Origin of the sequence: Streptomyces sp. AP-93 (assembly GCF_022808175.1) — a bacterium.
Classification (GTDB): Bacteria; Actinomycetota; Actinomycetes; order Streptomycetales; family Streptomycetaceae; genus Streptomyces.
Genome location: NZ_JALGBX010000038.1, coordinates 1 through 26,775, shown reverse-complemented (window position 1 = coordinate 26,775; position 26,775 = coordinate 1). Strand labels below are relative to the sequence as shown.

Below are 26,775 nucleotides of genomic sequence, written 5' to 3'. Positions count from 1 at the left end.
ACCTGATATGACGTTGCCCCCCTCATCAGATGCCTGGTGAAGGGGGCAATGCCGTGCGTTGCGCCCGCTAGGCGGCGGGGGTCTCCTGCACGAGGCGAGGGCCGGGTACCGCATCGGCACTCTCGTCCAGATCCTCGACGATGACGGCCAAGCCCGCCGACTCCGACAGCGACAGGATCAGGTCCCGGGCTGCTTGGCGGGTCGCTCGGGGATCGTGTTCCAGCGCGGCCCGCACCACGTCCGGGCCGAACGTGGTCGTCGCTTTCCGTAGCGCGAGAACCGCCTTGGCCGGGTCCAGGGCCGCAGCCTTCGCCTGGGGCGCCCAGTCCTGCACGAACCGCTCGACGAACGCCTCCAGCTTGCGCGGGTGTCCCACGACACCATCGGGCATCGCTTCAACGGCGGCCGCGACGAGCTCCGCCGTCACCTTGCGGCTCTTATTCAGCAGGGCCAGGTACAGGGCGGCCGCCGCTTCCACGCTGTGCTTCTCGGCCAGGACGACGAGTTCCCAGGCGTGGGTGAAACCGAGCTTTTTAGAAACTTTAGTTTCTAGATCGTTCGAACCTCCCGCCGCCTGTTCGAATGCGATCTCGGCGACGCGCCAACAGCGGATCAGCTTGCCCGCGTACTGCGGTGTGATGTCCCACCGCTCCAGCGTGTATTCCTCGAACGTGGTGTGGCTCTCCCGGTAGAGCTTCGCGTCGCGGATCACCTGCAACGCCTTGCCGGCCGCGAAAAAGGCGATCCGCAGGTTCTCCAGGGCCGCTTCACAGGCGGTGAGCTTCTGCTGCTCTTGTGCGATCAGCTTCGGGTTGTCGGTGACGGCCCGGGCCGGAGGAACACCGATTGAGCGGGCCAACTGAAGCGCGGTGTGCGGCTTGCCAGGGCCCTGGGGCCCGCCGGGCAGATTGATCTGCTGTCCCATCAGAGCATCTGCTCCATCGTCAGGGCCACCTTCATGAAGTCCTCTCGGGCGTTGAGCGCCGTGCCGGACATCTTGTACTCGGTGACCAGGGTGCCGTTCTCATGAGCGTGCTCATGGATCGTGTACCGGCGGATGGGATCAGCGACGCGCGGGTACTGGCGCTCGTCGATCCACGTCTTGAGTTTGCCGAGCTGCTTCTCCGACTTGTCCTTGCCCGGGTCGTGCATGTTGATCACGACGAGGAACGGGATCTTCCTGGGCTTGAGGATCCGCTCGATCGTGAACTCGGCCTCGTCCCAGGTGATCCGGGACGGCGTGATCGGGACGAGGGCGAGGTCGGCGATGGACAGGAGCTCGCGCAGGGCATCGGCCGTACGGCTGTCCCCCAGCGGATCGGCGTCCCACTCGGCGTCAGGGTCGACGTCCATGAAGCCGGGGGTGTCCGCGATGATCCTGCGGCGGGTGGGGTCCTGCACTATCAGCGGCAGGATGCCGGTCTTGCCCTTGGTAACGAGGTAGTCGAAGGGGAGCTTCGCCTCGCGAACCCGGGCACACCACTTCTCGATGCTGCCCTGGACGTCGATGCCAGTGGCGACGACCGGCGAGGGGGGCTCCTCGTCGTCGGACTTCTGCTGCGGCAGGACCGCCGACCGACCAGCACAGGCCGCCACGTTGATGGCGATGGTGGTCTTGCCGGTGCCGCCCTTCTGCTGAATGACGATGACGACCTTGGGCCGGTCGCCGGTGTCCTCAGCGCTCTCGGCGGTTCTCAAGGTGGTGCTCATGTGGTGCCCTTCCGTGGTTTCACCGCTGAGTCGCGGTTACTCGGATCTGGGCCAGCTTGTCAGAAGATCGTCCGGTGTCCTGGTATGGCCGTCTGCCCAGAGATGGCGGCGGGCGCAGCAGCCACCGGGGACAGGCTCTTCCTCTCATACAAAGAAGCGGAGTTGGGCACCGGGACTAGCTGCGACACTCTCCCTCCTCGGCGTGGCGCCGACCGCGAAGGCGACTTTCACCAGGTTGAGGGCGCACCGCCGATCCGAGTGCGGCTGCTGCGGTGGGCCCAGCGCAAGAGCTGACCTCCAGGCATGGTCCTGAAGATGCCCTCTCGCCACACGGCGAGCCGAACGCGGGGGAGGCGGCACTAGATTGAGCGGCTGCACAGCAACGGGCAGGGGGGCTATGGACGCCGACGGCATTCACGACACTTCGCATCAGGTTCCGCGACCGGCGGGACCGCCACCGAGGCCGGCCTCGCCCCCACCAAGCGGTACGTCGGTTCCCCCGCCGTCCCGCGCGCCGGGCGCCAGTCCCACGCTCGCCGACTGGCTGCGGGTGCCCCGGCCCGCCGCCGAGGTCGGGGTGTGGCGGTACGGGCACGTACCGCGGGCAGCCGAGGAGCCCGAGGTGACCCCCACCCGGCAACTGGTCAGCGGAGCGCTGATCTCGCTGGTGGCGGGGCTGATGCTGTGGTCGATGCTATGGAACGGCTACCTCGGCACCTTCTGGATCTGGCCGCTGCTGATGTTCACCCCCGACTCCTGGCGGGGAACGACGCCCTTCGTGGTGGCCGGGTGGATCTGGTACGGCATCGTCATCACCATCTTGGTGGTCGGGTTCGGCCGGCTCGGCCGGTGGCCCGAACTGCTGCGCCGGATCGCACGGCGCCCCGCCCCCGGCGCCGTGGCACCCGTCCCGGCCGCAGCCGTCGGGGAGTCCGAGGACGTGGCGGCCTGGCCGCAGCTGCGGGCCGCCGGACTCGGTGAGGTGGCCGAGCTCCTGGTGCGCGAGGCCGGGGACGGGCGCATGAACGACGTGGACTTCGTCCGGATCCGCCGGGCATGGGACAACGCGCGCACCGACTCGACCCGGCTGGGCCCCTTCGACGCGTCCGTGCGCGGCAAGGGCGCCGGTGCCTGCCTGCATCCGTCTGGCGCTCGGGACCTTCCCGTGCGGGCGGCCCGGCACGATCTCCTGGAGCGTCAGGTGCTCCTGGGTACCGTCGATTCTGGCGTGCGCACCCCCTACGCGCGCCGCGGCACTCGGTTCGCCCTCGACCCGCGTGTGCTCGGCACCTCGATGCTCGCGGTCGGCCCGTCCGGCGCCGGCAAGACCGGCCGGCTCGTGCGCCCGGTCGTGGAGTCGCTCGCCCTGCAGGCCCTGGCGGGGCAGGCCGCGGTCGTCGCGGTGGCCTCGGCGGACGCCCGGCTCGGGCCGGATGCCGCGTTCGACGTGGTCGTGCGGATCGGCGACCCGGCCTCCGTCTACGACCTGGACCTGTACGGCGGGGCCAACGACGCGGACGAGGCCGCCACCCTCCTCGCGGAGGCCTTCGTCGGCGACCTCACCGGCATGGACGTGCGCCGGGCCGCGACCGCCCTGGCGCAGCTGCTGGGGCCGTTCCGCGCGGCGTACGGGCGTTTCCCCGCGGTGCCCGAGCTGCGGGAGCTCCTGGAGCAGCTGAAGGCGCCGCTCGACGCGCTCCGGCGGGCGCTGGAGGCGGCCGGGGCGCAGGCGATGCTGCGTGAGCTGGATGCCCGGGTGCGCCAGCACGGCGGCTCTGGCGACCCCGGCCACGTTCTCGCGGACCGGGTGGCGTTGCTGGACCGGCCGGCCTTCGCGTCGTTCTTCGACACCACGGGGGCCGGGCGGCCGTTCTCGATGGCCGCGCTGGAGCACCCGCTGCGCGTCCGGATCGACCTTCCCGAGCGTTCTCACGCGGACGCGTCGCGGATGCTGGCCCGGCTGCTGCTCGCCCAGTTCAACGCCTCTGCCGTGGCCCGCAGGGACCGTTCGCTGTTCGCGTTCCTCGCCTTCGACGACGCCTCGCACACGGTGACCCCCGGCACGCTGCGGGGCGTCCAGCGGCTGCGCTCGGCGAACGCTGGCGTGCTGCTCACGCTTCGGAGCCTGGACGAGGTGCCGGAGGCGCTGCGGACGCCGCTGCTGGGGGCGGTCGGCTGCCGGATGGCGTTCGCGGGGGTCACCACGTGGGACGGGAAGCGGTTCGCCGAGGCCTGGGGCACCGAGTGGGTGGAGACCCGCGACGTCACCCACCGGACCGTGTTCGCCGATCAGCCGCTGACCCGGGCGATCCACTCCTTCCGCAAGCTGGTCACCGGAAAGGCCGTCACCACGGACGCGGTGACCGTGCGGCAGGTGGAGCGTGAGCGGTGGTCGGCCTCCGACCTCGCCCACGCGGTGCCGCCCGGGCACGCGGTCCTCTCACTCGACTCCGTCACGGGGGAGCGGGCGGCACCGCTGCTGGTCAACCTCACGACCTGACGTCATCCGGCCAACTCCTCTGGCCGATCCGTTCTGGTTTCGCCCGGTCTGCCGCGAATCAGTGTCCGGTGAAGGCCTGTTGACCTGCGCAAGTGCCGTGTCGGCCTCCCGGTGGGGACGTAGATTCGGCGGATTGGGTGAGGTCAGGGGGACGCATGAGTGACGGCCAGGGCGCATGGGATCCGGTGGACGGGTCCGCGCCGTACCCGCCCGCGCCGAAGATCCCGCCGCCGCGCCCCGCCTACCAGCCCGAGCCCGAATCGGCCGACCCGGGCCAGGACCCGGCCACGACGGACTGGTGGCGCTACCCGGACGTCCGCCAGGAGTGGCAGGACACCTGGGCAGGCGAGGGCCAGGAGGCGCGGGAGACGGCCTGGGAGATCGGGGCGCAGATCGGTGAGGCGGTCGCCGCCCACCTGCCCGCCCCGCCCGGCCCGCCTCCGACCCCGGCCGAGGAGGGCTGGCGGGGACTCGACCTCAGCTGGCTGGGCCTGAAGTACAACGTGCCGGCTGTGTTCTTCGCGCTACTGGCGACCTGGCGTGGGCAGAGCGCCGTCGACGGGATGACCCGCTCGGTCACCGAGAACGGCATCTTCGCCCCGCTGGGCTGGGTGCTGCTGTTCGCCCTCTTCGGCCTGGCCGTGATGGTCCTGCCGCTCGGCAACGTCCTCGCCGAGCTTTTCGCCTCGCTCTTCCGCGGCGTGGCCCACCTGACCGTTCGGGCCTGGAAGGCCCCCTACGTCGGCTACCTGTTGCGCCTGCTCGTCGCCATCGCGGCGTGGAGCTTCGTCATCGCCCTGCTGCGCGTCGGTGGGCGCGCGGCCCTCAACTGGATCACTGGAGCGTGAGCACGATGAACACCACGGGGGCCGCCGCCGGCGGCATCGGCGCGGTCGCACTCGGCCTCGTCTGCCTCTTCTACCAAATCGGTCGGTGGAAGGGTGGGGACCCCACCCCCAAGATTCACTTCTTCGCGGGGGTCGCGATCGCTGCCCTGCTGCTCCTGGGCGGCGGGATCCTCGGCGTGATGGGCGGCACCGCCGCCGCCCTCGGCGACGGCGTGGGCCGCTTCGCCCTGGAGGGCGCTACGGGCGCGGTTGCCGCGGCCGGCTCTCACCCGCCGATGACCGGAGGCGAGAGGGTCGGCGTCTCCGGCGCGATCGTCGGCCTGTGCCTCCTCGCCCTGTACCTGGGCCTGATCAAGTCCGGCAGGTACGACCTCAAGGAGCCCGTGATCCGCGGTGCGCTGGTCGGTGTGTGGCTGGGCGCCTCCGCCGGCCTCATCGGAATGGCCCTCGGGCTGATCCGCACCAGCGGCAACACGTTTGGCGACATCCTGATCAACACGATCTGAGTACTGGGGACTGAGAGCAGTGGCGAGAGCAGGCAGCACCGGTGGGGGGTTCGGCGCGGGGGCGGCGCACCTGCGCGCGGAATGGGGTCGCTGGTGGCGTACCGAGGACTGGACCGACACCCACGTCGCGCACTACGTCCTCAATGATCAGTTCAGGACCTGGCAGAGGTTCCAGCAGCGGAACCGGGCCGAGGTGCAGCAGAACATCGGCCTGCTGAAAGAACAGCAGAAGTACGCGCGGCAGGCGCAGATCATGCAGATCAACCGGGAGCGCACGCGCCACCGCCAGGGCCGCAGCGGTGGCGGGATGTACGGCGGCGGCGGGGGCGCTTCCCCGATGATCTCGTACAAGATGATGCAGTGGGCCAGCCTCCAGATGCGCATGGGCCAGCAGGAGTTCCGGCACCTGGAGATCACCCCCTCCCAACTGCACATCGGTCGGGGCCACGTCCGCTCGCACCGGCACAAGGCGGCCGCAGCCTGGATCCTGGGCCTGGGCGCCGCCTGGGTCGGCCTGTGGTGGGCCTCGGTGACCACCGCGCTGGTCCTGGTGCTCCTCGCCGCCGCGGTATTCGCCATCGCCGCAGCCTCGGCGGGCCGGGGCCTCAAGCCCCGCCGCCCGCCCGTGCCGAAGCTGCTGTTCATCCCGCCCAACGTGCCGGCGCACACCGAGCTCGCCGCTGACCCCGAGCCGCAGCCGTTCCCGATCCGGGAAGCCGGCCGGGACCCGCGCCAAGCCCGCGAGGCGGTGCGCCTGGCCCTGCTCAAGGAGAAGGCGAGGGTCGCCGAGGTACACGTACCGGAGGAGACGGCCTACGGGTGGAACGTCCCGGTCGTTCTGGAATCCGGCACCGCCGGGCAGCTGATCGGCACGCTGAAGAACGTGGCCACCACCCTGCGGGTGGGCACGTCCAGGGTCCTGGCCCGAGCCGTGGACCCGAACGACGCCGCCCTCGTCAACATCCAGATCCTGACCCGCGATCCCTTCGCCAACCCGCCGGCCTATCCGGTGCGGGCACCGCGGTCCTGCTCGATCACCGACCCCTTCTCCATCGGAGTCTCGATCGACGGGGAACACACGCCGATCGTGCTGGCCGGGCAGAGCGCCCTGATCGTCGCCCGGACCGGCGGTGGCAAGAGCGCGATGGTCCGCGCGCTCGCCGACTACGCCAGCGCCTGCTTCGACGCCGTCGTGGTCGACATCGACCCCATGGGCCGAGGACTCGGCCCCCTGGCATCAGTCGCCGTGCGCAGCGCACTCACGCGGCAGGACGCCGAGGACGAACTCGCCTACCTGAAGGCGCTGGCCGAGGCCCGCATCGCGGCTCTTGGCCCCACCGAGGACAACATGACCGTCAGCTCGGCGACGCCGGCCGTGATCGCGTTCGTGGACGAGTTCCCCGAGCTGAGCGACCGTGGGAAGGCCACCGCCATCGAGCTACTGCGGGTGGCCCGCAAGTCCCGCGTGACGCTGGTCATCTGCACCACGGACGCCACCACCGATGTCATGGGCGACGCGATCGGCGACGCGCTGGGCATCCGGATCCTGATGTCCTGCCGACAGGCCGATGTCCCGCTCGTCGTCGGCCAGAACGACGCTGTCGCCAAGGGCTGGCTGCCGCACCTGCTGGTGCCCTCCCCCGGGGAGTGGGAGATCGCCGACGCCGGTCAGTACTACTGCATCACGCCCCGCCACCGGGAGCCGATCCTGCGCTACGTCAGCCACCTCACAGCGGACGTCGCAGTCCAACGCGCCCGGGAACGCGTCGCCGCCGGCCTGCCGGTCCTGTCCTGGCCCGCTGTGAACGGACCGGCCACGCAGGCGACCACGAAGCCGCTCGCGCGGATCGTCGAGCAGATCCTCACCGCGTTCGCTACGCAAAGTAACCCGGCTGCCATGTCCGTTGAGCAGATCACCGAGCACCTGGCCACCGTCGACCCGGCGGTCTGGAGGCAATGGGACGGGCGGGAGCGCAGGGACCGGCTCGCGGCTGCCGGCCGCCGGATCAAGACCGAGCTGAAGGCCGCAGGGATCACCATCACCAGCCAGCGCATCGACGAGTTGCCCGGCCGCCCGACGGGATACCGCCTCACGGATATCCGAGACGCCCTGTCGTGACCTGCCCACGACCTGCCACGCTCCTGTCATGGCCTACCAACCAGCCTGCCCAGCACCCTGCCGACCTGCCGAACGTCCTGCCGACCAACCGGACTTCGGCAGGACAGAAAACAGGTCGTGACCTGCTATGACAGGCCAGGTAGGTCAATTCGACACCCCCCTCTGGAGGGCTTGTGACGCACAATCCCGCTCAGTACGCCCGGGTCGCGGCCGACTCACTCGACCGGCTCGTCGCGGACGTACGAACGGGCCGGGCCGAGTGGGCCCACCCGCACGCCGTCCGCCAGACCGCCGAGGACCTGGTGCGCCTGGCCGACGCGATGGCCACCACGCTCCAGCAGATGTCCGCCGCCCTCGACCCGCGCGCCCCGGCAACCCGGCAGTCCGCGGCCGCCCTCCATCTGGCCGGCCAGGCCGCAGTCACCGCCGCCACCAACCTCCGCAACGCCCGCCGCACCCTGCACTGACCGTCACCATCCGAGGGGGAACCCTGATGTCCACCACCAACGCCACCGTGGGGGCCTGATGCTGTTCGACGACCCCTGCGACAACATCACGGGCCCCGTCGCGGACATCTGCAAGCCCGGCGAGGGGGGAACCGGAACGACGCTCCCCGGCGGGGTGGTCGCTCCCATCGACCCAGTCGGCGGTGATCTCGATCCGCTGACCGCGCTGGCCAAGTCGACGGCCAAAGCCGCGCACTGGACCTCCCAGCAGCTCGGCGCGATCGTCGGCAACCGCGACTCCGTCGACCTGACGAACAAGTCCTTCCTGCAGCAGTACGCGATCGTCTTCGCGGCCTCCACGATCCTGGTCCTGGTGCTCTGGCTCTTCGCCGTCGCCAAGAGGGCGATCCGCGGCGTGCCGATGACCACCGCGATGTCCGAGGCGGTCGGCCTGCTGTGGATCGCCGTGGCCGCGAGCGCCTTCACGCCCCTCGTCCTCTACACGATCATTGGCGCCGCCTCCGCAGTGACCGACGTCCTCGTCACCGCGCTCGGCAGCAACCCCAATGGCCTGTTCGACAGCCTGGGCGCCGACCTCGAAGCCGGGAAGATCGGCGGCGGCCCGCTGGTCCTGTTCTTCGTCTCCCTCGCCACGATCGCCCTGTGCGGGGCCCTGTGGCTGCTCCTGGTGATCCGGGCGCTCGCCCTCTACGTCGGCGCGCTGTTCTCCGTGGTCATCTACGCCGGTCTCGTCGACCGGGACTGGTGGGGCCACACCCGCAAGTGGGCCGGCGTCATGTTCGCCCTGATCGCCGTCGAGCCGGTCATCGTGATCGTCATCGGGCTCGCCGCAGCCCTGGAAACCGGCCCCGACAACAGCAAGGTCACCACCGGCCTGGGCATCACCGTCGTCGCGCTCGGCGCCGCCGTCTTCCTCATGTTCAAGATCCCCGGTGTCGGAGACGCCGTGAAGGTCGCCAGGACGGCCGGACGGGTCGCCAGCGGCGCCACCCGCGCGGTCGCCGGCCCCGGCTCCGCCTCCGCCGCGACGGGCGTCATGCGCGGGATCAGCGCCCACGGAGAACGCGGCAGCGGCGCCGGGCGCTCCAGCAGCATCGGCACCCAGAAGAGCCCAAACAACGTCTCAGGCGGGATCGCAGCCCACTCCGACCGCAAGCCCAAGCCCAAGGGCAAGTAGCTGCTCGTCCGGGCCCGCCACGGAGGGGACCCGGAGAGCGGGCTGGATGAGTCACACTGGACAGACACCGACGACGAGGGGGGACGTCCCTGATGCCCGAAGACGTGATCGGCCAGGAGATGGCCCGCATCATCAACGAGAAGCTGCAGCGTGTGATCGACCAGCAGACCGAGCACACCGTCGCGCTCGCCAACCACACCGCGTCCCTGAACCGTGTGGAGAAGGGCCAGGAGGAGCTGAAGAACCTGCTGCTCCAGGTCCTGGCCACCCAGCCCAAGGGCCAGCTGTAGAGCTTTGATCATGGAGAAGGGCCGCTACCGGGTAGCGGCCCTTCTCCATGATCAAAGGTTGAACTCGACGTAGTCGATGTCCGTGAACTCGACGAGTAGCCCGTCCGCGCGGCCGCCGCCGTCCTTGAAGTAGACCTCCTGCAGCCCCTCGGCGGCGATCTGCTGCAGCTCGGCCTCGGCGGCCCCGGCGTCCTGGGCGGCCAGGAGGCGGCCGGCGAACTCGGGTGGGAGGTGCTGGGTGATCCTGCGCATCCGTCCGTCGTCCGTCGTGCCGGGAGCCGCGGTGAACCCGAACCGCGCCCTCGTCTCGATCACCAGCCCGGTCTGCTTCGCCGCCTTCTCCCGGGCTCGCTTGCGGACCAGGGGCTGCCAGCGGCGCCGGACCTCGGTCTCCATCCGGACCGCGAGCGCCTGCTTGGGCGTCTTGATCTGGTCCTTCACGTACCGCTCGACGGTGCGCTGCGAGATGCCGAGCAGGGAGGCGACCTGCTTGGTGGCGCCCTTGTGCTGCTTGACCAGGTAGCGCATCTGGGCGCCTGCACTCTTGGGGATGGGGCGGGTGGCGTGGGCCTGGCCGGCCCGGTCCAGGCTGTCCCCGACGATGCCCATCAGTCCCCCTTCTTGTTCTGCTCCGCGTACAGGATGCTTTTCATGATCCACCTCTTGGTGGGGTAGAAACGGGCGATGCCCGGGGCGATATCAGCGCCCCGGGCATCGCTGCTGCGTCGATCACTCACGTGGTGGCCTTCGCCGTCAGCCGGTGTAGCCGGAGGCGATCAGGTCGGCGGCGGCCTGGCGCCGCTCGCCGGCGACGGTGCGGCCCACGTTCAGCTCGGCCTCGACGGCCGCGAGCGGGACCATCGACATGTCACCGCCGGCGGCCAGGATCATCCGGGCCACCTTCCGCTCCGCTCGCTCACGCGGGGACAGGCGGGCCATATCCTCGGCTTCCTGCGCGGCCAGCTCGGCCTTCTGCTCGGCCGCGCGGTGCTCCGCCGTCCGGCGCTCGGCTTCCGCCGCCTGCTCCTCAGCCTGCCGGGTCCGGGCCCGGTGTGCCGCCGCCTCGCGGTCGGCCTCCGCCGTCCTCCGCCGTTCCTCGGCCGCGCTCCGCTCCTTTGCCTCGGCCTCCGCCGTCGCGGCCGCGGTCTTCCGGCGGTCCTCCGCCGCACGGCGCTGGGCCTCCTCGGCGCGGGCAACGGCCTCGACCTCGGCGGCGCTCTGCTCGGCCTCGGCTTCGCGCTCCGCGGTGCGCTCCGCCGCCGTCGCGGCGCGCTCCGCCTGTCGGCGGGTTGCCTCCGCCGTAAGCCGGGCGGTGTGCGCGGCGGCCTCCGCCTCGGCCTCCGCGGTCGCGCGGGCGACCTCGGCCTGCGCCTGCGCGGTCGCCTCCGCGGTGCGGGACTCCGCTCCCGCCACGGTGGTCTCCGCCGTGATCCGGTGCTCCGCCGTGGTCACCTGCGCGGCGATCTCCAGGCGTCGCACCCGGGCAGCAGCGTTGCGCTCCTCCGCGGTGAGCTTGAGCTGCTCCTCGCGCTCGGCGGCCTCGGCCTCGCGTTCCCGTTCCGCGGCCTTCCGTGCGGCCTCGGCTTCCTTCTGCTCCTGGGGCAGCGCGAGGGACTGTTCCACGCTCAGGCCGTAGGAAGCCATGGTGAAGGGGAGCAGTGCCTCGGCGCCGGCCTTCTTCTTCCAGCTCCGTCCGTGCTTGTGCTGGAGCCAGGCCTTGTAGACGGTGCGGTCCCGTTCCAGGGTCACCATCTGCGCGTACGAGGGGATTTCCCAGAGCTTCATGCGCCGGTACAGGGTCCAGGTCGGCCAGGGGGCGAGCAGCCACCGGTGCAGCGGGACACGGTCCGACTCGGCTGCCATGTTTAGGCGGTTGGTCTTGATGATCAGGTGGCGGGCGGCCTCGACCACGGCCACGAACAGGACGGGCAGTACGCCGTGCATGGCGGCGGCGAGGGGGTCCTCGGCCGGTGTCTTCTGGCCCGCGTTGGCGTTGAACACGATGGTCGCCACGGTCAGCACGTGGGCGATCCAGCGCAGCATCGGCTTGGGCATCCGGCGAGACACCATGATCAGGTCAATGGCGTACATGGCGACGATGCCGGCGTCGATGCCGATGGGGAACACGTAGGAGAACGTCCCGAATCCCCGCCGCTCGGCGAGGCCGCGCAGTGCGTCGTACGAGCCGACGAACCCGATGCCGGCGATCACCACGCCGCACACCACCGCGGCGACGACCAGTGCGCGCATCGCCTTCGCGGACCACGCCCGAGGCGCCCCCGGAGCAGCTTCAGCGGCGGGCGGAGCCGTCTTCCCGGTCACCGGAGCGGCGTCCGGTGCGACCGGAGCGGGCTCCGTGGTGGGCGGAGGAGTCACCGGTGCGGCTGGGCCTGCCCCTTGGGGCGGGACGGTTCCCGTCGCGATGGTGGTCGTCATTTCTCTCCTTGCTCGTGGGTGGCCGGGCGGGACCGGAGTCCCGCCCGGAGTCCTGCTGGTGCTGCGGTGGCGATGCCCCATGGTGCCTGGCTGCCCACCGGAGCGTGCGGGGTGGTGCAGTTCAGGGGCGGAGTCAGGCCCAGGAGTCGGGGATGTGGCCGGAGCGCAGGATGGCGGCTTCGGCCCTGTAGTCGGCGGCGTGCCGGCGGGCGATCGCGACGCAGCGGCGTGCCAGCGCGCGGGCGGCCGGCGACTCGTCGGGGTCGGAGGCGGCGGCGAGGCCATCGCGTGCGGCCTCGTCCGCCTGGACGGCCGCGGCCTCGAACTCGGCGGCCATCCTGTTCAGGTCGGCGGGGGTGAGGGTCTCGATGTCGATTGGGGTCATCAGGAAGTCCTTCCAGCGGGCCCCGGGCGGCCGTGGTGACCCGCCCGGGGCAGTGAGTAAGGGGTTGGCGGTGGCGATGCCCCAACAGGGGTGCTCTTCCGCAGCTGATGTGCAGGGTCAGGACCCGGTCTTCGGGTGCGGCCGGGACGGCGGCGGCTTCGACTCGGTACGTCCGTCACGTTCATGCGGGGTCGGCCGGAGCGGCAGGGGCTTGCTCATCAGCAGGCCCCGCAGTTGCTGCCCCAGGTCGGGGTCTCAACCCAGGCGCCGCACTTGGAGCACTGCCACAGGTGCGCGATCACGCCCAACAGCCGCCTCACCGCAGTACCTCCGTAGCCAGGGCGAGCAGGCGGATCGTCCAGCCACCGCAGCGCGCGCACACGTACTGGCGGGCGCCATTGTCGGCTTTCATCCGCTTGCCGTGGCAGCGGGGCGCCGTTGCCCGGCTCACCGCCGGTCCCACAGCCGGCTGCCGCTGCTGTCCTTGTCCGCGGCCGGGGTCGGCTTGGGCTCGGACTTCACCCAGCCGCCCTGGGAGATCTTCAGGTGGAATGCCATGATGTGGGCTCCATCTCTTCTGGGGTGGTCGCCCGTCCCGGGGTTGCTTGGTAGGTGGCCCGGGACGGGCACTTTTGTTGGTCGGAGCGTCAGCCGCCGCAGGGGAAGATGCCGTCGACGTCGGCGAAGCGGTGCCGGACGTATCCGGCGGACGCGCCCCAGCCGCCGCTGTGGGTGCCGGTGGTGATCTGCCGGACCCAGACCAGCTCGGGGTCCGAGGGGTGGCATCCCTGGATGCTGGCCTCGTCCTCGGTGCCCATGGCGCCGAGGATGGTCGTGCCGTCCTCGGCGCGGAGGAGCAGGCCGCCCGTGCCCGGCGTCGGGGTGAGGTCAACGGTCGCGCCCTCGTAGTGGACGTAGCCGGGCGCCGGCGCCCTCTCGGGCAGGGCGGTGACGGCGGCTCCGGTGCCGAGCGCGGCGGCGAGGACGGTTCCGGCGACCTTGGTAGCGATGATCATTAGGTACTCCTTCTGGGGTGGTCCCGGGGTGCTTGGTAGGTGGCCCGGGGTGGGTCCGAACCCCTCTCGGGATCCGGGGTCTTGGGTGTCTGGACGGCCGTAAGGGGGGCCGTCAGGGGCTGTTAGGGCGGCCGATAGAACCGCAGGTCACAGCGGCGATAGGCCGGGCTGACGGGCTCCCTGGGCCCCTCCCTGGGAAGACCCCAGGGGAGAGGCTCCGGAAGGGGCTACAGACCCCCGGGGATGAGCCGCAGGAGGGCCGGTGCGGGGGTGCTGGCGGGGGCCGGTGCGGGGGCCTCGGCGGGGGTGTGGGCGGCCGCCTCGGCGGCCCACTCCCCAACCGCCTGAGCGGGCACCCGGGCGGGGGCCGCAGCGGCCGCCGCGGGGGTCTCCCCCCGGGTCTGGACGGGGGCCTGGGAGCGGGCCGCGAGCAGGGCCGCGGGGGCCATCCCGAGGGCGGTGGTGGCCGCGTCCACGCGCAGCCCCACCCGGGTCACCGGCTTGCCCTCGATCCGCATGCCCAACTTGGGCTCTACCGGCAGGCCGCAGCCCTCCACCCAGGTACGGAGCACGCTCAGCTCCGTGCCCTGCGGCAGCAGGCCGGCGGCGGCCGCGGAGTCCAGCACCACGTCCAGGTGCACCCCGGCCCTCCCGGCGCCTTCCGCCTCAGCCAGCGCGCCCACCACGTGCAGCAGCAGCGCCGTACCCCGGTCGGCCTCGGCCGTCTCGGCGTCCTGCGGCTGCTCCTGGTCGCCGTCGCCCTCGGCGCCCGGGTCGTCCTCGCCCTGCTGACCGGCGACCAGGGCGACCACGACCCACACGGCCGGGACCGTGGTCAGCACGGTCGGCACCCATCCCCCAACCACCGGCCACAGGAAGAACGCGCCGCCGGCGGCGTAGCCGAGGTGGCGAACACCCACCCTCCGGCGCATCTTCGGCGTCTTCTCCGGCTTCCCGGCGGGGGCGCCCTTGACGGGCTTCTCCCCCTCGGCCGCCTCGGCCGCCTTGGGCCCCTCGGCACCGGCCTCCGGCACCGGCACGGGCACCGGCTCCTTCGCCCACGCCAACACCGGGGCCAGCATCCGCCGGTTCCCCCGGCCGAACGCCTCCAGGCTGACCCCCTCGAGGTAGCGCATCAGCCGACCAGTCCGCGCAGGAGGCTTCCGCAGATGGTGACGGGCAGGGCCAGCACGCCCCCGGCCGCCGACAGGGCACCGGGCAGGGACACCCCGACGATCAGGTCTTTGGCCATGGCGGGCTTGAACCCGAAGGCGACCAGCAGCAGCAGCAGCGCGACGGCACCGGCGCCGATCAACCCGACGGTGGAGGACTGGGAGGTGACGGCCTGGCTGATCGTCTCGGACACGGTGCCCACCTGCCGGAACGACTCACCAGCACTCGCGGAGAGCAGCCCCAGGGCGAACGCCCAGTAGACGACGGTGTGGTCCTTGACCGGCTTGAACTTCCCCCCGCCCTTCTTGTAGACGACGAGTGCGACGATGATCAGCAGGATCGCGCCGCCGGTGCCGATGGTTCCGAACACGGGGTGCTCCTCTCAGGAGTGGGCGGGGATGAGCTGGCCGGTGACCAGCAGCAGCGAAGCGAACGGCATGCGGGTGACGACGACCAGGGCCAGCGCGAACGGGCCGCGCACCTGGGATACCGTCACCGCACCCCAGCCGCGCATCCGCAGATCCAGCCCCCAGGCCATGAAGAGGCCGAAGACCTGAACGGGCAGGGGAGCGTCCAGGGAGGCAGCAGCCTGGGGCAGGTGTGCGCACCAGCCGAGATAGCCGGAGACGCCGGTCAGCAGCACCCACCGCCGGAACCGGCGCACCCGGTCCGCCTGAAGAGCCGCAACCTTCTTCGGGGTCTTCTTCCGCCGCTTCTTCTCCGGGGAGGAGGCGGTGATCGCGGTGGTGATGTTGTCCATGAAGACCGTGGCCCGGCCGGGGGCGGTCTCCTCCTGCTGCTCCTGGTGCTCCGGCTGCTCCTGCTCCAGGTGGACCGTGGGAGGTTCGGCGGGCACCGGGGGGATGTTGGTGGTGCTCATGCCGGCCTCCGGTGCAGCATCCGGTAGAGCGCGCGCCGGGCGGACTGGATCATGCCGCCGCGTACGCCGATGACGTCGTACACCGACTCGGCGCGGTCGAGGTCGTCGGCCAAGCACCAGTCACGGACCGGGCAGGCGTAGCAGATCCGCAGCGCGCCCCGCTCCTCGTACGGCGTCATGACCTGCATGCCGGGGGCGGGAAAGAAGAGGTCCGTCTGGCCGGCGCAGTGCGGGTGCTCGGTGAAGGCGTCGGGTTCGACGCCCAGTTCGCGGAGCCGGCGCGTCACCGGAGCGGGGGCCAGGTCCTCGTACGCCCACAGCCGGTCCAGCCAGTCGGCCGGCCGCGCCGGGGTCCATCCCGGCGGAAGCGGGGGAATCCCGCCCGCCCGGCTCACAGCTCAACTCCCAGCGCACGCAGGCCCGCGCGGACACGCAGTTCGTCCCCACCCGGGGCGAGGGCCTCCGACACCGCCGAGATGGGCGTAATCAGCGCCGCGGTACGGCACCGGGACGGCAAAACCGTCCGGGTCCGCACCACGGCGCAACGCACACCGCGCTGAACCCGCCACCTGCGCATTACCTCTGTCACCATCGCCATGTCGGCGTCCTCTCAGAGGGACCACCCGACAGCGGGCACGGGGTTCCAGCCCCGCGCCCGCCGCCCGGTTGGTGTGTCAGCACCAACCGGGCACCTGCTTTTGCAGGCGGGTACTTCAACCGAGGCAGAGCCGGGGCGAACCCCGACGTTATTGCCTAGGCATTAATGAGAATGCCGGGACGGGCGCGCGTTGTCAATAACGACTAGGCGATAAGGTGGGGCTGTAGCCCCGCCGGGGCCGACCGCAGGAGGTGACGCACATGACCAGTTCGGGAGACATCTCCGCCGACCTTCGCCAGCGCATCCGCGCGGGGGAGTGGTCCGAGGGCGAGAAGATTCCGACGAACGCCGAGCTCATGTCCGCGTACGGCGTGTCAAAGGCGACCGTCACCAAGGCGGTCTCCGTGCTCGCCGACGAGGGACTGCTGTTCTCTTCGAAGCGCGCAGGCACGGTCGTGCGCTCGCAGGCCCCGGTTCAGATCCCCCTGAGTCGCTACGGACAGGTCCTTTCGCCCGGTGGCGCGCAGGGCCCCTGGGAAACGGCGACGGCCGCTCAGGGCCTCGACGGATACATGGAACTCGTATCGGTAGAACGGGTCCAAGCAGACGCTGAGACGGCGGCACTCTTGAGCCTGTCCGAGGGGGATGCGCTGGTCTATCGCTTCCGTCACGCCCTGATCCGGCCGACCGACGTGGTCCAGCTTCAGCACGCCTGGTACCCAGGCGCTGTGGCCGAACAAGCCGGCCTCGACAGCACCGGAAAGATCATGGGCGGTGTCTACGGAGCGCTCACCGCCTCAGGCCACCGCCCCGCATCCGCCACAGAGACGGTCAGCGCCAGAATGCCGACCGAGGATGAAGCTGCACAGCTGCGCATCGGCGGTCGCGTCGCCGTGCTCACGCTTACCCGCCTCACGCTCGACTCCTCCGGGAAGCCGCTCGAGGTGCTCCGCGCTGTCGCCCCAGCTGACCGTCTACACCTCTCCTACGACAACCTCCCCCTATAGAGACACGACACGCGGAAGCAGAACGCCGCACGAGTGACGTAGCCGGTGTGTATCTTTTTGACCAAGTCGATGTTGGAGGTGCGCAGTGAAGACAGCCCAGGACCCGCTAGCTGCGGTGGATGAACTGCTGTCCCAAGCCACTTGGCTGCCAGCCAGCAACGCGCGCGGCGCGCTACGGCGCGCTGCCGGCCTTACCCAGGCCCAGGTTGCAGCTGCCCTCGGTGTTGGGCGCGTACAGGTAGCTCGCTGGGAAACCGACCGCGCCGAACCCAGTGGGGTACGACGACGGACCTACAGCCAACTCCTCCAAGGACTTGCACAGCAACATCCTGACGTCATGACATCGACAGCCAGCCCCTAGAAACGCTGAAGGCCGCCCCTGCGCCAACAGGAACGGCCTCAATACAGCTCGACTCGCCACTCATCACAGATCCGAGTCGTTGTCCGGTGAGGTGACCTCGCCGGGGGTGATGCCCGTGGGCCTAGGCCCGCGTGGTCACCAGTACCCAGGATAGGCGGGCTCTCATCCAGAGGCCACCATCTCTGGGCCCTATCTGGTCACACTGCCGTCCACGACTCCCCTCCCAGGGGAGACCTTCCCGTGCTTGACCTGCATGTTCTTTACCACTGCCGCGCCCTGGCACAGCAGCGCCTCGCCTCCGATGGCCTGATCTCGGCCGGGGGCGCGCGATGAGCCTGTACCCCGAGGTACGGCGCGGCGGAAACCTGCCGTTCGGCCAGTCGTGCAACCAGTGGATGTGTGATCCGCGGTACTCGACGAACTGCCGGACCCTCTACGGGATCTTGGTCTCGTACGCCGACACCGGTACCCGTGACACCCGCCGGGGCCGGCCGTACCGCCCCGAGCTTGCCCGACAGCTCGGCTGCTCCCTGTCCACCCTGGACCGCACCCTGTTCGAGGGCGAGGTCGCGGGGCTGTGGACCGTGCGCGAGCGCAAGAACCCGGACAACCCCGAGCTGCACGACGCCAACGTCTACGAGCTGCACGACGCGCCACTGATGTACGCGGGCCAGGGCGAGTGGACCGATCCGCTCCCGGCAGGGGTACTCGCCGCGGACATGGCCAAGCAGCTCATCTACGAGCGCAGGGCGGCCAAGCGCGAGGCCGGCGAGGTCCGCAAGGGCGGCGTGGCCAAGGGCGTCAACACGAAGAAGCTGCGCGCGGAGCGGGCGTCCAGCGGCGCGGGGGGCAGCGAATCCGGCGATCAGGTACAGACGTCAGCCCCGGCCGAGCCGTCCCCGGAAGAGAGGGGGGGTAGCAGCACCCGTGCTGCTAGGGGTAGCAGCACGGGTGCTGCTGGGGTGGCAGCACCCGTGCTGCCCAATGTCTATAGCCCTGTCTATAACCCTGATCCAGAACCCGAAAAGCCTGGTGGATCGGCCGTAGGCCAAGGCGCGGGTGGTTTTACACGTGCGGGTGCGCGCTCGAGCTCGGGCGCCCAGACTCCGGCAGCGCAGGGCGGCTCCGCCGCGATCCAGCAGGAAGTCGCCAGCAAGGAGTCTCGGCGGCGGGGGCCGCAGCAACTCGGTGAGCTGGTTCCGGTCGCGGGGGAGGAGGAGGTGTACGCGATGCTGGACAGCCTGGGGGTGCTGGGGTCTCCGGCGTCCCGGATCAAGACGGTCCGGCGGGCGGTGCGCGAGCTCCTGGGCCACTGCGCCGACGCCCGGCCCACGGCCTTCTCGATGTACCCGCGGACTCCCGCCCACGCACAGGCCCGGATCGACCTGAAATGGCACCGGTCCGGTGCTGCTCTCCGGGCAGCTGAGGGCTACTCCGGGTCGGACCGGGTCCGGCGTCCCGTCGGCTACCTGGCCCGCCTTCTGACCGAGCAGGACTGCAGCCTGCCGAACTGCGAGCTCGGCGTTCTCGACACTGGGGCCGAGTGCGAGCAGTGCGGGTACCGGGCCGCCGAGCGCATCGGCACGGCCCAGGCGGCCCGGTACACCGCGGACCTGTCCGAGGCCAGGGATCGCGAGCACCTTGCGGCTGTAGAGCGCCACCAGGCGGAGATTGACGCCGTGTATGACGACGCGGTCGCACAGAACGAGCAGCAGGACCGTATCCGGGCAGCCCGGGCAGCCGAGGCCGAGGAGACCGCCCGTCTGCGCGAACAGACGGCTGCTGAACACCCCGAGATGGCCCTTGCGGCACAAACCGTCGCCGACGTCCCCGGACCTCGCCACGGTGCCGCTGGCTATGCCCTAGCAGCCGGCCGGGGCCGCCAAGCAGCGGAAGAGCAGCGCGCACGAGCCGCCCTGGTCTCGAAGGGGATGTACGGAACGGCCCTGGACGACGAGCTCCGCCGCCACATGATCGCGTGGCGGGCCGAACGCCATCGAGAGGCCAAAGCCGCGGATCTGGCCGCTGTCGCGGCCCGCCCCGTCGGCGCCTGGCCGAGCACCGGTGCCCAGCAGTCAGTGGAAGCACCGTTCTAGCCGCCTGTGCGCGCCGCTGAGCGCCTCTCGAGACACTTCGGCCCCCCTGATCGAGGAGCCTCCTAAAAGGCGCTCAGTGGGCCGTCTGTGGCGTCCTGTTGCAGGTGGGGCCGGCTTCGTCCGCGCGAACTGTCGGGACATCCCCCAGCACGCCCAGAACCGTGCGGCCAGCTAAGCGCCTTGACTACCCGCACTTCGCCTACGGCGGGGGACGAAACTCGCTCATCATCAGGTCAGTCAGTCATAGGTCATTCCTTATACGCGAGCGATCCCTCACCAAACGATGGACCCGATCCCTCACCAAACAGCGAACTGCCCAGCCTCTTGACCGCCGGCTACCTCGCCCTGACCGTCGCCGCTGCCACGTACGTGGCGCCATCCCTGGGTAACCCCGTTGAGAACGCGATCGCCACGGTCGGACATCTCCTGAGGTGTGTCCCCCTGGGGACGTTGGCGGGCGGTCGCGTCTCGCGCGCGAAATGCGTGCACACGTGCTCGTGCACACAAGGCGCTGGCGGCCGGGGCGGAACTGGTGGCGTGTTCGCTCGTTGGGCGGGCTGGGATGCATACCGCCCCGGGGGTCCTTCCCCCCGAGCTCCCGGGGCGTTCTCGGGTCCTGACACCTGACGAGCTCGCGCCCTTGCGGGCCTTCCACCGCCGGGTCTGGGGTGAGCGGTCACCGCGCGCGGCGGTGTCAGTGTCAGGTGTCAGGTGCCAGGACCAGCCTCCATCCGCCGACGGGCCGTGTCCCGGTGGGCGGCTAGGGTCGGTTGCAGCCCGCGCCGATATGGCGTGCGCGGGCGACGCCCGGTGCCCGCTTCGACCGGGGGTAGTACCACCGGGCCGCCCCAACTCTGCGCGTCGAGCAGCGGCCAGTTGGCTGCCGAATAGACCGACCGCGAGCTGTCGCCTGGCTCCTGTCGTGCGGGGCGGTCTGTCGGCGCGACACCGGGCCGAGTACCTCACCAAGTCGGGCAACAGCGGGGCGCTGGGACCGGCGGGCCCGGGCCGGTTCAGCCGCTGTGGCCGCGGCGAGTGCCCCTGCCCCTCCAGGAAGTAGTCGGCGCCCGGTACTCGACCGAAACGCCGGGCTGACCTCGGCACTCGTACGCGCCAGGGGCATCGCCCGATGCGACTAGAGATGCGACCTGGAGTGCGACCAGAGGCGGGACCAGAGACGCGACCGGGAGTGCGACCAGAGGCGCGACCTCGACCGGGAACTCGTCGGACAGCACGCAGAGAGACCTGCCGCGCGGAGCGGGGGCGGGCAAGCCTCCCGCCCTTGGTCCCCGGCCGGGGGCGGGCAAGCCTGTCTGCCCGGAATGACGGGCGGTTGGCGCCGTCCGCAGTCTTGGCGGCGCGGGTACACGTGGGGGGAAGTATCGGGGGAGGGATCAGGGGACAGGTGGGGGGAAGTGTCCGGGGAACTATGGGGGGAAGGTGCACTGGCGGTACGGGCGTGTTGTGCCTGTTCAGACCCCCTGTTCCGGCTGGTGATTGCCCGGACTTTCTTTATGGGGGTGTGGGTGGTTGAGGGTCGGGGCGGGCGGGGCTGGTGTGCTGGCGCTGGCTATTGAATGGCTGCGCGGTCTGGGGTAGGGCCGGTTTTGCTGGAGGGGCTGCGGTTCCTTGAATGGGCTCGGGGTTCGGGGTCTTGATGGGTGGGCCGTTGGGGGTTGCGCTGCTTGGTGCGTGGTCCAGCACGGTGCCGCCATGCGGAAATCCCGCAGCACTCCGGAAGGACACCACCGTCATGACCACGCTCCCGATCGACTCCCAGCCGCAGCAGCCGTCCACCCGGCGCTGGTTCGCCCCGCTGCTCCTGGCCCTGGGCTACCTCGCCTTGGCGGGCGCCGTCGCGGCCGTCGCGTACGCGGTGCCGGCCCTGGGCGACTCCATCCAGACCGGGCTCGCCGCAGTCACGGTCGCCGCGAGCCTGCGCCCCGTCCGCGTGGTCGTCGTCCAGGACGGCGGCCCGGCCGGTGACGGCCCCGCCTAGGTGCGGGCGCTGCCAGTGCCGAGGATCCGCAGCGGCGGCCGTACGGCGGCTTCTGGCGCCGGTTCCCCGGCCGCGGGTACCTCCGGGGTGGGGTCGGCGAGTTCGGCCGCCAGACGGCCACGGCGGGCCGGCCCGTCTGGGGCGGGGGCTTGGCGGGGGCCGGTGCCCAGAGGGCGACGCTGATCATCCACCCGCACAGTCTCGCGCCAAAACAGCCGGGGACCTTAACTCAAAGGTTTCCGCAGGTCAGACCGCTCGCACTGTACGGCCGCAGGAACGCAAAACCGTACTGCTCCGCGCCGTTGGGCGGCGGGCCGCCGGCCAGTGCCTCGGGAGGCTTGCACGCGGCGTGAGCGGCTGCGGGGACAGGCTAGGTTCGTGCGCAGTCCGCGCCGACATGGGCGCGCGGGCCAGGGCCGGTGCCCAGAGCGCTCTGGGGCAGTACGACCGGGCCGCCCCGGCCCCGGTATTCCGTCGGAATACCGGGGCCGACGGACTCAAGGGTCCAGCCGCTCTCGCGACGGCTGGACGTCCTCACCGCAACGCCCTGACCTGCGGTGGGGAGGAAACCGGTGAGGTCACCGGCGCCGGGACACGTAGGGCAGTACCCCGGCGGCGAGGGTCGCCTGTGGGCTGAATGAGGGGTGGGAAAGTGGAGAAGAAGACCTGGTACCAAGTGGTGCCACACAAGAGACTGCATCCGGCGTTGCGCCTGCTGGGCAACCTGGCGCTCTGTGTCATCCAGCTCATCTTCATAGTCGCCGTGGTCACGCGCTTCGATACCGCGTGGCGGTGGCTTGTTGTCCCGCTCGGGCTCTGGGGCTTGTTGTCCGATGGCCGGGGTGTGGCCTTGGCGGTGCAAGACCTTCGGCGGCGCGACGCCGCCACGGCGCTGGAGTGACGAAGTCCGCTGGCTGGCCGCCTCGGCCACACCCGTAGAGGGAGGACCCGGCCCGGGCACCGCTGCTCCTGGCGCTCGGCGCCACCGCCGTCTCGGCCACCGTCGCGGCCGTCACCTATGCGGTGCCAGCCCTGGGCGACCCCATCCAGAACGGCCTCACCGCGGCCGCGCTCGGCGCGAGCCTGCGCCCTGTCCGCGTCGTGATCGTCCAGGGCGGCGGCCCGGCCGGCGCTGGTGCCGGCCCCTCTTAGGCGCTTGCGGTGCCACCCGGGCCGAGTACCCGCCGCTGCGGCCTCAGGGCCGCCTCTGGCGCCTGTTCCTCGTCTGGGGGCACCGCCGGGCCGGGGGCGGCGAGTTCGGCGGCGAGACGGCCGCGCCGCATCGGCCCGTCCGGTGCGGGGGTCAGGTGGGGTCCGGATCCCAGGGGGCGACGCTGCTCACTCACCCAAACAGTCTCGCGCCCCGCCCGACATCCCGGAGCAGCGGCCCAGGCCGCTCACCCCGGCCGCCGCCCGGCATCCTCTTTGGCCCTCGCGGTGACCTGCGGTGGGGAGGTTTCCGGTGAGTTCGCCGGTGAACTCACCGGCTCTGGAACAGGTAGGGCACTAGCGCGGCGGCCAGCGAGCCCACGCTGGAGGTGCTTGCTGGCTGCGCTTGTGGGCGGGCCACCTCCCAGCCCGGCAGTCGAATGCTTGTCGGAGCCACTTCTCACCGTTCTGGTGCGGCCGCTGGACTTCGTCGCAGACGCTCACGTAAGTCCCCTGGGGCCGGCCCCGGCGCTCGCTCTAGGGTGTGTATCGAGTCTTGATCAATTTGTGGGATTCGCCCTGGTGGTAGGGGCGGACCCGGTAATTCCTAGTGCATGACGCGGAGACAGCTGACGAGAGTACGTCGAGTTTTAACTGCCGATCGGCGAGTACGGGCCGTATCCCGCAAGGCTGCGCGCGCAGTTCGAGGGCGTGATCTGGCTGTCTCGCGCGGGTGCGCAGTGGCGGGAAATGCCAGCCGAGTTCGGCGCCTGGCCCACCGTGCGCAACCGCTTCCGCCAGTGGCGCGGCGGCGGGGTCTTCGAGGCCCTGCACTCCAGCAGTGTTTCGGCCTGGCCAGATACCGAAAAACTGCTGGAGTGCTAACACGGAAGTAAATCGCGCGCAAGAAGAGGATTCACGTCGTTCTTATGCAAAGGGCGTAGGAGCGTGTCCTGGAGCTGCCAGACTAAGCCGGTTCGATCGAGGGAAAACCAAACGCACTATTCGCACACCCGGCCTGATCTCACGAGAAGAGGAGCCCTTGATGCGCATTCGCCGAGCGGTGACGAAGATCGGGATGACGTTCTGTCTGACAGTGGCGACGAGCCTGTGGGCTGTCGGTACCTCGGAAGCCGCCCAACCCGGTTCGGCCGACCTGACCGCCGCCAACCAGCACTGCTCGGTGGTCCTGGACGGCAGCGCCCCGAGGTGCTTCGCCACCCTGGAGCAGGCTGACGAGTACGCCGGCGCCGCCTCCGTGTGGGCGGTGAGGTTCTACGACTGGGTCAACTACAACTCAGCGGGCGCGACCTACGACGTCTACGTCTCCCGCGACTGCACGGCCACCCTGGGCGACAAGGACTTCAGGTTCGCGTCCATGCCGAGCGGGTGGAACGACCGGGTCAGCTCGGTGTCGACCCAGACCGGCGCCCATTGCGACGTCTGGTTCTCGTCCGACATCAATTACCAAGGTGAGTGCGGGGACCAGTGGATCCACAAGCACTGGGACCTTACCCAGGTCGGTTGCTTTAACCGGGCGAGTTCGTTCGAGCTCAGCTGACACCCGCCCCGCCTCCCGAAGACGCCCCATTCGCACGAATGGCCTGATCCAACACGCGGAGGGGTTCGCCGTGCGATGGCACGATTCGGATACCGCACTTATCACGGGGGCGAATCCCGTAGATTGATCAAGACTCGTACACGCCCTGCGTCTTGTTCCAGAGTTCTGGAACAAGACGTCGAGACAGGCGAACGGCGCTGTTCCCGAATTCGGGAACAGCGCCGCCGACTTTTCCTCGAGGAAAGGGATGACGTGCAGCCAGTGAGGCTTCTACTCCACGGGCCTGATGACACGGCGGCGGCGTGCTTCGGTGTTGCCGACCTTGCGCGGGGCGCGGGCGCGCCCGTCGGGGGTGACTGGCGGGTCGGAGAGCGCGGTGGCGAGAAGCCGGCGGACGTCGGGGTTCGTGGCGAAGAAGTAGCGGGCGTTGATGCGGTACAGCCCGTTCTCGTGCCGGACCAGGAGGCCGAGGCCCGTGAGCCTGTTCACCGCGTCGTAGACGGTGGACTCGGAACTACCGCAGTCCGCCGCGACCCCCGTGACGGGCACCTCGATGGCGCTGAAGAGGCCACCGTGGTCCTCTATCCAGGCCAGGACGCTGCGCTGTCCGCCGGACAGGTTGAGGGAGTAGAGCGGAGGCGAGGCCAGGTCTCGCTCGGGGTCGAATGCCAGCACGCTCATCGGGACTCCACCTCTCCTGCAGCTCGGCGAGGCCGAGGGGGCCTCGGTTGTGCATCGGCCGAACGCTCTCGCTGGGCCGCCGTCTTCTCGGCGACCCGGACGGTCGCCTTCTCATCTGGGGTGACACGAGGAGGATCAAGCCGCTTGGTGGCCGTGGCCTGCGTGCTTCCCGCTCCTTCCCAGTATCGCCGCGGAGTCAGCTGGTACGCGGACGCGCGCGGACTCGGCTTGAGCACCAGTCCCAACTTCACCAGCCTGGACAGCGACTTCCGAGCCGTGGTCGGGTTGCACAGGATGTCCGCGGCCAAGTCGTCCGGAGTCACCTTCACGTACGCGTGCGCGGCGTCGTGCTCCCGAAGCCAGTCGATCGCCGCCCACTCCGCAGCGGTGAGTCCGAGGGAGTAGAGCGGCACCTCGTCGCCCTTGGACTGCAGGGTGTACCCCTGGCCATCGAACTGGTGAGGCGTCCTCGGCTTCGGCTCCACCACCTCGCCGGTGCCGGTGTCGACGAGGGCCAGGCGGCCTCTGCGTGTGGGCATGTACTGCTCCCATCGCCCCGCTAAGAGGCACTTTTTCGCCGGTTAGCTCCGACGAACCGCCGGTTACAACGGAAACCTACAGGACAGCCTCCGAGAAACCGCCTCCAACTTCGCGACCCCAGCAGGAGCGTGTCGAGTCTCCCGCTCGGGTACCTCTCCCTAAGCGGCGGTTTTTTGCCGCTGATCCGGGGGTTTTTTGCCTCTTAGCCCAGCATCTCCGCAGGTCAGAAGCATCTTCCCCTTCTGTCTTCAAACGCGCGCGTTTACCACAGCACCAGCGCCAACGGGTGCAACTCTGGATAACTGGCGTGTCAGGCATCCTCCTTGACTGACCTTCACAACGCTGACGTCGATCCATGCACTGAGACCAAATACCATCAGCTCTAATAAATTCCGGTCGCAGGAAATGCGGCCGCAGTACAATTCCATCGGTGTTCTGCATTCGACAACTCCACGAAATTCGGAGAGGCGGGAAGCCCGCCGGACGGTGGTGTCCAGATTCTCGGTATGCTACACACTACATCTCAACGGGTGCATACTGATGACTGTACCGCTCCATCCTCTCGTTCCCCCAGTCGGGTTCAAGATCTGTTGTCCGGGTTTCCCTCCCCTGGGCAAGGGGAGGATCGGCGCGTACCGCGGCGATCAGCTTGTGGACGCAGGAGAGGAACAGGGATGGCTCAGGGCAGCGTCAAGTCGTTCTACTCGGTGAAGGGGTACGGCTTCATCGAGCAGGACGGTGGTGGCCCGGATGTCTTCGTGCACCACGTGGACGTCCAAGGCAACGGGTTCAGGGCCTTGCAGGAGGGAGATCGGGTCGAGTTCGAGATCATTCAGGGCCCCAGGGGGCCACAGGCCTCACAAGTACACGTGCTCTAGGCTCTGCGTCACTGCTGGCAGGGCCCGCGTCAGCGGGCCTTGTCCTGGAGGCGGAGCCGCAAGGACCAGGGTGGCAGCGAAGCGGACACCCTGAACGGGCCGAAGGCCAGGACCCCGTGAAACGGGGTCACCTCCCGTGCGCAGTACGGGAGTTCCAGGCCCGCGCAGCGGGCCCGGCCCGGGTGGAGCGCAGCGTAACCCGGGCCGTCCGAAGCGAAGCGCAGGACCCCGGCCCGAAGGGCCGGCCCCAGCTCGGCGAAGCCGAGCCCGCCGAGCGCAGCGAGGCGGTTCACTGCCCTGGAGCGAAGCGGAGGGGCAGGCGCCGAAGGCGCCTCGGCCGAGCGCCGCGAGGCCGTTTCTCTCCTGAGCGCGCAGCGCTCAGGTACCCGCTCCGCGGG

The 26,775-nt window shown here is 70.2% G+C and carries 29 protein-coding genes and 1 pseudogene; 15 read left to right on the top strand and 15 right to left on the bottom strand.

What is annotated here, in order from left to right:
• Positions 1-67 precede the first annotated feature (67 nt).
• Both MTF69_RS39245 and MTF69_RS39240 read right to left on the bottom strand, forming a co-directional pair.
• A complete protein-coding gene (locus MTF69_RS39245) occupies positions 68-925 on the bottom strand; it encodes a hypothetical protein (RefSeq protein WP_243341518.1) in 858 nt (285 codons plus the stop codon).
• A complete protein-coding gene (locus tag MTF69_RS39240; RefSeq protein WP_243341517.1) occupies positions 925-1,710 on the bottom strand; it encodes a ParA family protein in 786 nt (261 codons plus the stop codon). The genes MTF69_RS39245 and MTF69_RS39240 overlap by 1 nt, the downstream gene beginning before the upstream one ends.
• A 397-nt stretch (positions 1,711-2,107) precedes the next feature.
• On the opposite strand from MTF69_RS39240, the gene MTF69_RS39235 reads away from it, so the two are divergent.
• From MTF69_RS39235 to MTF69_RS39205, 7 genes are all read left to right on the top strand, one after another.
• Entirely contained in the window at positions 2,108-4,210 is a 2,103-nt protein-coding gene (locus MTF69_RS39235) for an ATP-binding protein (protein ID WP_243341514.1), read from the top strand.
• 155 nt (positions 4,211-4,365) lie between these two features.
• Complete coding sequence (locus tag MTF69_RS39230) at positions 4,366-5,058, top strand: hypothetical protein (RefSeq protein ID WP_243341512.1); 693 nt, start codon at positions 4,366-4,368, stop codon at positions 5,056-5,058.
• Positions 5,055-5,564, top strand: a complete 510-nt coding sequence (locus tag MTF69_RS39225) for a hypothetical protein (protein WP_243341509.1) — start codon at positions 5,055-5,057, stop codon at positions 5,562-5,564. The genes MTF69_RS39230 and MTF69_RS39225 overlap by 4 nt, the downstream gene beginning before the upstream one ends.
• A 19-nt stretch (positions 5,565-5,583) precedes the next feature.
• On the top strand, positions 5,584-7,683 hold the full coding sequence (locus MTF69_RS39220) for an ATP-binding protein (RefSeq protein ID WP_243341507.1): 2,100 nt from the start codon (positions 5,584-5,586) through the stop codon (positions 7,681-7,683).
• A 173-nt stretch (positions 7,684-7,856) separates the two neighbouring features.
• Complete coding sequence (locus MTF69_RS39215; RefSeq protein ID WP_243341506.1) at positions 7,857-8,150, top strand: hypothetical protein; 294 nt, start codon at positions 7,857-7,859, stop codon at positions 8,148-8,150.
• Between the two features lie 58 nt (positions 8,151-8,208).
• A complete protein-coding gene (locus MTF69_RS39210; protein WP_243341505.1) occupies positions 8,209-9,327 on the top strand; it encodes a hypothetical protein in 1,119 nt (372 codons plus the stop codon).
• 92 nt (positions 9,328-9,419) lie between these two features.
• Complete coding sequence (locus MTF69_RS39205) at positions 9,420-9,617, top strand: hypothetical protein (RefSeq protein WP_243341503.1); 198 nt, start codon at positions 9,420-9,422, stop codon at positions 9,615-9,617.
• A gap of 51 nt (positions 9,618-9,668) precedes the next feature.
• On the opposite strand, the gene MTF69_RS39200 is transcribed toward MTF69_RS39205, so the two are convergent.
• The 9 genes from MTF69_RS39200 to MTF69_RS39165 all read right to left on the bottom strand — a co-directional run bounded on the left by MTF69_RS39200 (position 9,669) and on the right by MTF69_RS39165 (position 15,902).
• Positions 9,669-10,226, bottom strand: coding sequence for an XRE family transcriptional regulator (locus tag MTF69_RS39200; RefSeq protein ID WP_243341501.1), 558 nt, complete (start codon positions 10,224-10,226; stop codon positions 9,669-9,671).
• Positions 10,226-10,354, bottom strand: coding sequence for a hypothetical protein (locus MTF69_RS43210; RefSeq protein WP_279346812.1), 129 nt, complete (start codon positions 10,352-10,354; stop codon positions 10,226-10,228). Before MTF69_RS43210 ends, MTF69_RS39200 begins: the two co-directional genes overlap by 1 nt.
• Positions 10,355-10,370: 16 nt before the next feature.
• Positions 10,371-12,053 (bottom strand): DUF2637 domain-containing protein, encoded by a 1,683-nt coding sequence (locus MTF69_RS39195; RefSeq protein WP_243341499.1) that lies wholly within the window; start codon positions 12,051-12,053, stop codon positions 10,371-10,373.
• A 133-nt stretch (positions 12,054-12,186) separates the two neighbouring features.
• Positions 12,187-12,438, bottom strand: a complete 252-nt coding sequence (locus MTF69_RS39190) for a hypothetical protein (protein WP_243341497.1) — start codon at positions 12,436-12,438, stop codon at positions 12,187-12,189.
• A 647-nt stretch (positions 12,439-13,085) separates the two neighbouring features.
• Positions 13,086-13,454, bottom strand: coding sequence for a hypothetical protein (locus MTF69_RS39185; RefSeq protein ID WP_243341496.1), 369 nt, complete (start codon positions 13,452-13,454; stop codon positions 13,086-13,088).
• 227 nt (positions 13,455-13,681) lie between these two features.
• Positions 13,682-14,590 carry a hypothetical protein gene (locus tag MTF69_RS39180; protein ID WP_243341494.1) on the bottom strand — a complete coding sequence of 303 codons (909 nt, stop codon included), beginning with the start codon at positions 14,588-14,590 and terminating at the stop codon, positions 13,682-13,684.
• Positions 14,590-14,997, bottom strand: coding sequence for a hypothetical protein (locus MTF69_RS39175; protein WP_243341492.1), 408 nt, complete (start codon positions 14,995-14,997; stop codon positions 14,590-14,592). The genes MTF69_RS39180 and MTF69_RS39175 overlap by 1 nt, the downstream gene beginning before the upstream one ends.
• A 12-nt stretch (positions 14,998-15,009) precedes the next feature.
• Entirely contained in the window at positions 15,010-15,507 is a 498-nt protein-coding gene (locus MTF69_RS39170; protein ID WP_243341490.1) for a hypothetical protein, read from the bottom strand.
• Positions 15,504-15,902 carry a WhiB family transcriptional regulator gene (locus tag MTF69_RS39165; protein WP_308401511.1) on the bottom strand — a complete coding sequence of 133 codons (399 nt, stop codon included), beginning with the start codon at positions 15,900-15,902 and terminating at the stop codon, positions 15,504-15,506. The genes MTF69_RS39170 and MTF69_RS39165 overlap by 4 nt, the downstream gene beginning before the upstream one ends.
• 463 nt (positions 15,903-16,365) lie before the next feature.
• On the opposite strand from MTF69_RS39165, the gene MTF69_RS39160 reads away from it, so the two are divergent.
• The 4 genes from MTF69_RS39160 to MTF69_RS39150 all read left to right on the top strand — a co-directional run bounded on the left by MTF69_RS39160 (position 16,366) and on the right by MTF69_RS39150 (position 21,568).
• A complete protein-coding gene (locus MTF69_RS39160) occupies positions 16,366-17,112 on the top strand; it encodes a GntR family transcriptional regulator (protein ID WP_243341488.1) in 747 nt (248 codons plus the stop codon).
• A gap of 85 nt (positions 17,113-17,197) precedes the next feature.
• A complete protein-coding gene (locus MTF69_RS43955; RefSeq protein WP_374325389.1) occupies positions 17,198-17,473 on the top strand; it encodes a helix-turn-helix domain-containing protein in 276 nt (91 codons plus the stop codon).
• A 329-nt stretch (positions 17,474-17,802) separates the two neighbouring features.
• Positions 17,803-19,569 (top strand): hypothetical protein, encoded by a 1,767-nt coding sequence (locus tag MTF69_RS39155; protein WP_243341487.1) that lies wholly within the window; start codon positions 17,803-17,805, stop codon positions 19,567-19,569.
• A 1,753-nt stretch (positions 19,570-21,322) separates the two neighbouring features.
• The gene (locus MTF69_RS39150; RefSeq protein ID WP_243341485.1) at positions 21,323-21,568 is read left to right on the top strand and encodes a hypothetical protein; all 246 of its coding nucleotides are present in this window, start codon (positions 21,323-21,325) and stop codon (positions 21,566-21,568) included.
• Here MTF69_RS39150 and MTF69_RS39145 read toward each other — a convergent pair.
• Positions 21,565-21,759 carry a hypothetical protein gene (locus MTF69_RS39145; RefSeq protein WP_243341484.1) on the bottom strand — a complete coding sequence of 65 codons (195 nt, stop codon included), beginning with the start codon at positions 21,757-21,759 and terminating at the stop codon, positions 21,565-21,567. The genes MTF69_RS39150 and MTF69_RS39145 overlap by 4 nt on opposite strands.
• 461 nt (positions 21,760-22,220) lie before the next feature.
• Here MTF69_RS39145 and MTF69_RS39140 point away from each other — a divergent pair, with 461 nt between their 5' ends.
• The 3 genes and pseudogenes from MTF69_RS39140 (at position 22,221) to MTF69_RS39130 (ending at position 24,278) form a co-directional block, all read left to right on the top strand.
• Complete coding sequence (locus tag MTF69_RS39140) at positions 22,221-22,469, top strand: hypothetical protein (protein ID WP_243341482.1); 249 nt, start codon at positions 22,221-22,223, stop codon at positions 22,467-22,469.
• 902 nt (positions 22,470-23,371) lie between these two features.
• Positions 23,372-23,548, top strand: a pseudogene (locus MTF69_RS39135) (transposase); the annotation flags it as partial.
• A 214-nt stretch (positions 23,549-23,762) separates the two neighbouring features.
• Positions 23,763-24,278 (top strand): hypothetical protein, encoded by a 516-nt coding sequence (locus MTF69_RS39130; RefSeq protein ID WP_243341480.1) that lies wholly within the window; start codon positions 23,763-23,765, stop codon positions 24,276-24,278.
• A gap of 270 nt (positions 24,279-24,548) precedes the next feature.
• Here the strand turns inward: MTF69_RS39130 and MTF69_RS39125 are convergent, their stop codons facing one another.
• Entirely contained in the window at positions 24,549-24,959 is a 411-nt protein-coding gene (locus tag MTF69_RS39125; protein WP_243341478.1) for a helix-turn-helix domain-containing protein, read from the bottom strand.
• Complete coding sequence (locus MTF69_RS39120) at positions 24,956-25,498, bottom strand: MarR family transcriptional regulator (protein WP_243341477.1); 543 nt, start codon at positions 25,496-25,498, stop codon at positions 24,956-24,958. Before MTF69_RS39120 ends, MTF69_RS39125 begins: the two co-directional genes overlap by 4 nt.
• A 675-nt stretch (positions 25,499-26,173) precedes the next feature.
• Between MTF69_RS39120 and MTF69_RS39115 the strand changes: the two genes are divergently transcribed.
• Entirely contained in the window at positions 26,174-26,377 is a 204-nt protein-coding gene (locus MTF69_RS39115; protein ID WP_243341476.1) for a cold-shock protein, read from the top strand.
• A gap of 29 nt (positions 26,378-26,406) precedes the next feature.
• Here MTF69_RS39115 and MTF69_RS39110 read toward each other — a convergent pair whose 3' ends face one another.
• Positions 26,407-26,670, bottom strand: a complete 264-nt coding sequence (locus MTF69_RS39110; protein WP_243341475.1) for a hypothetical protein — start codon at positions 26,668-26,670, stop codon at positions 26,407-26,409.
• Positions 26,671-26,775 lie beyond the last annotated feature (105 nt).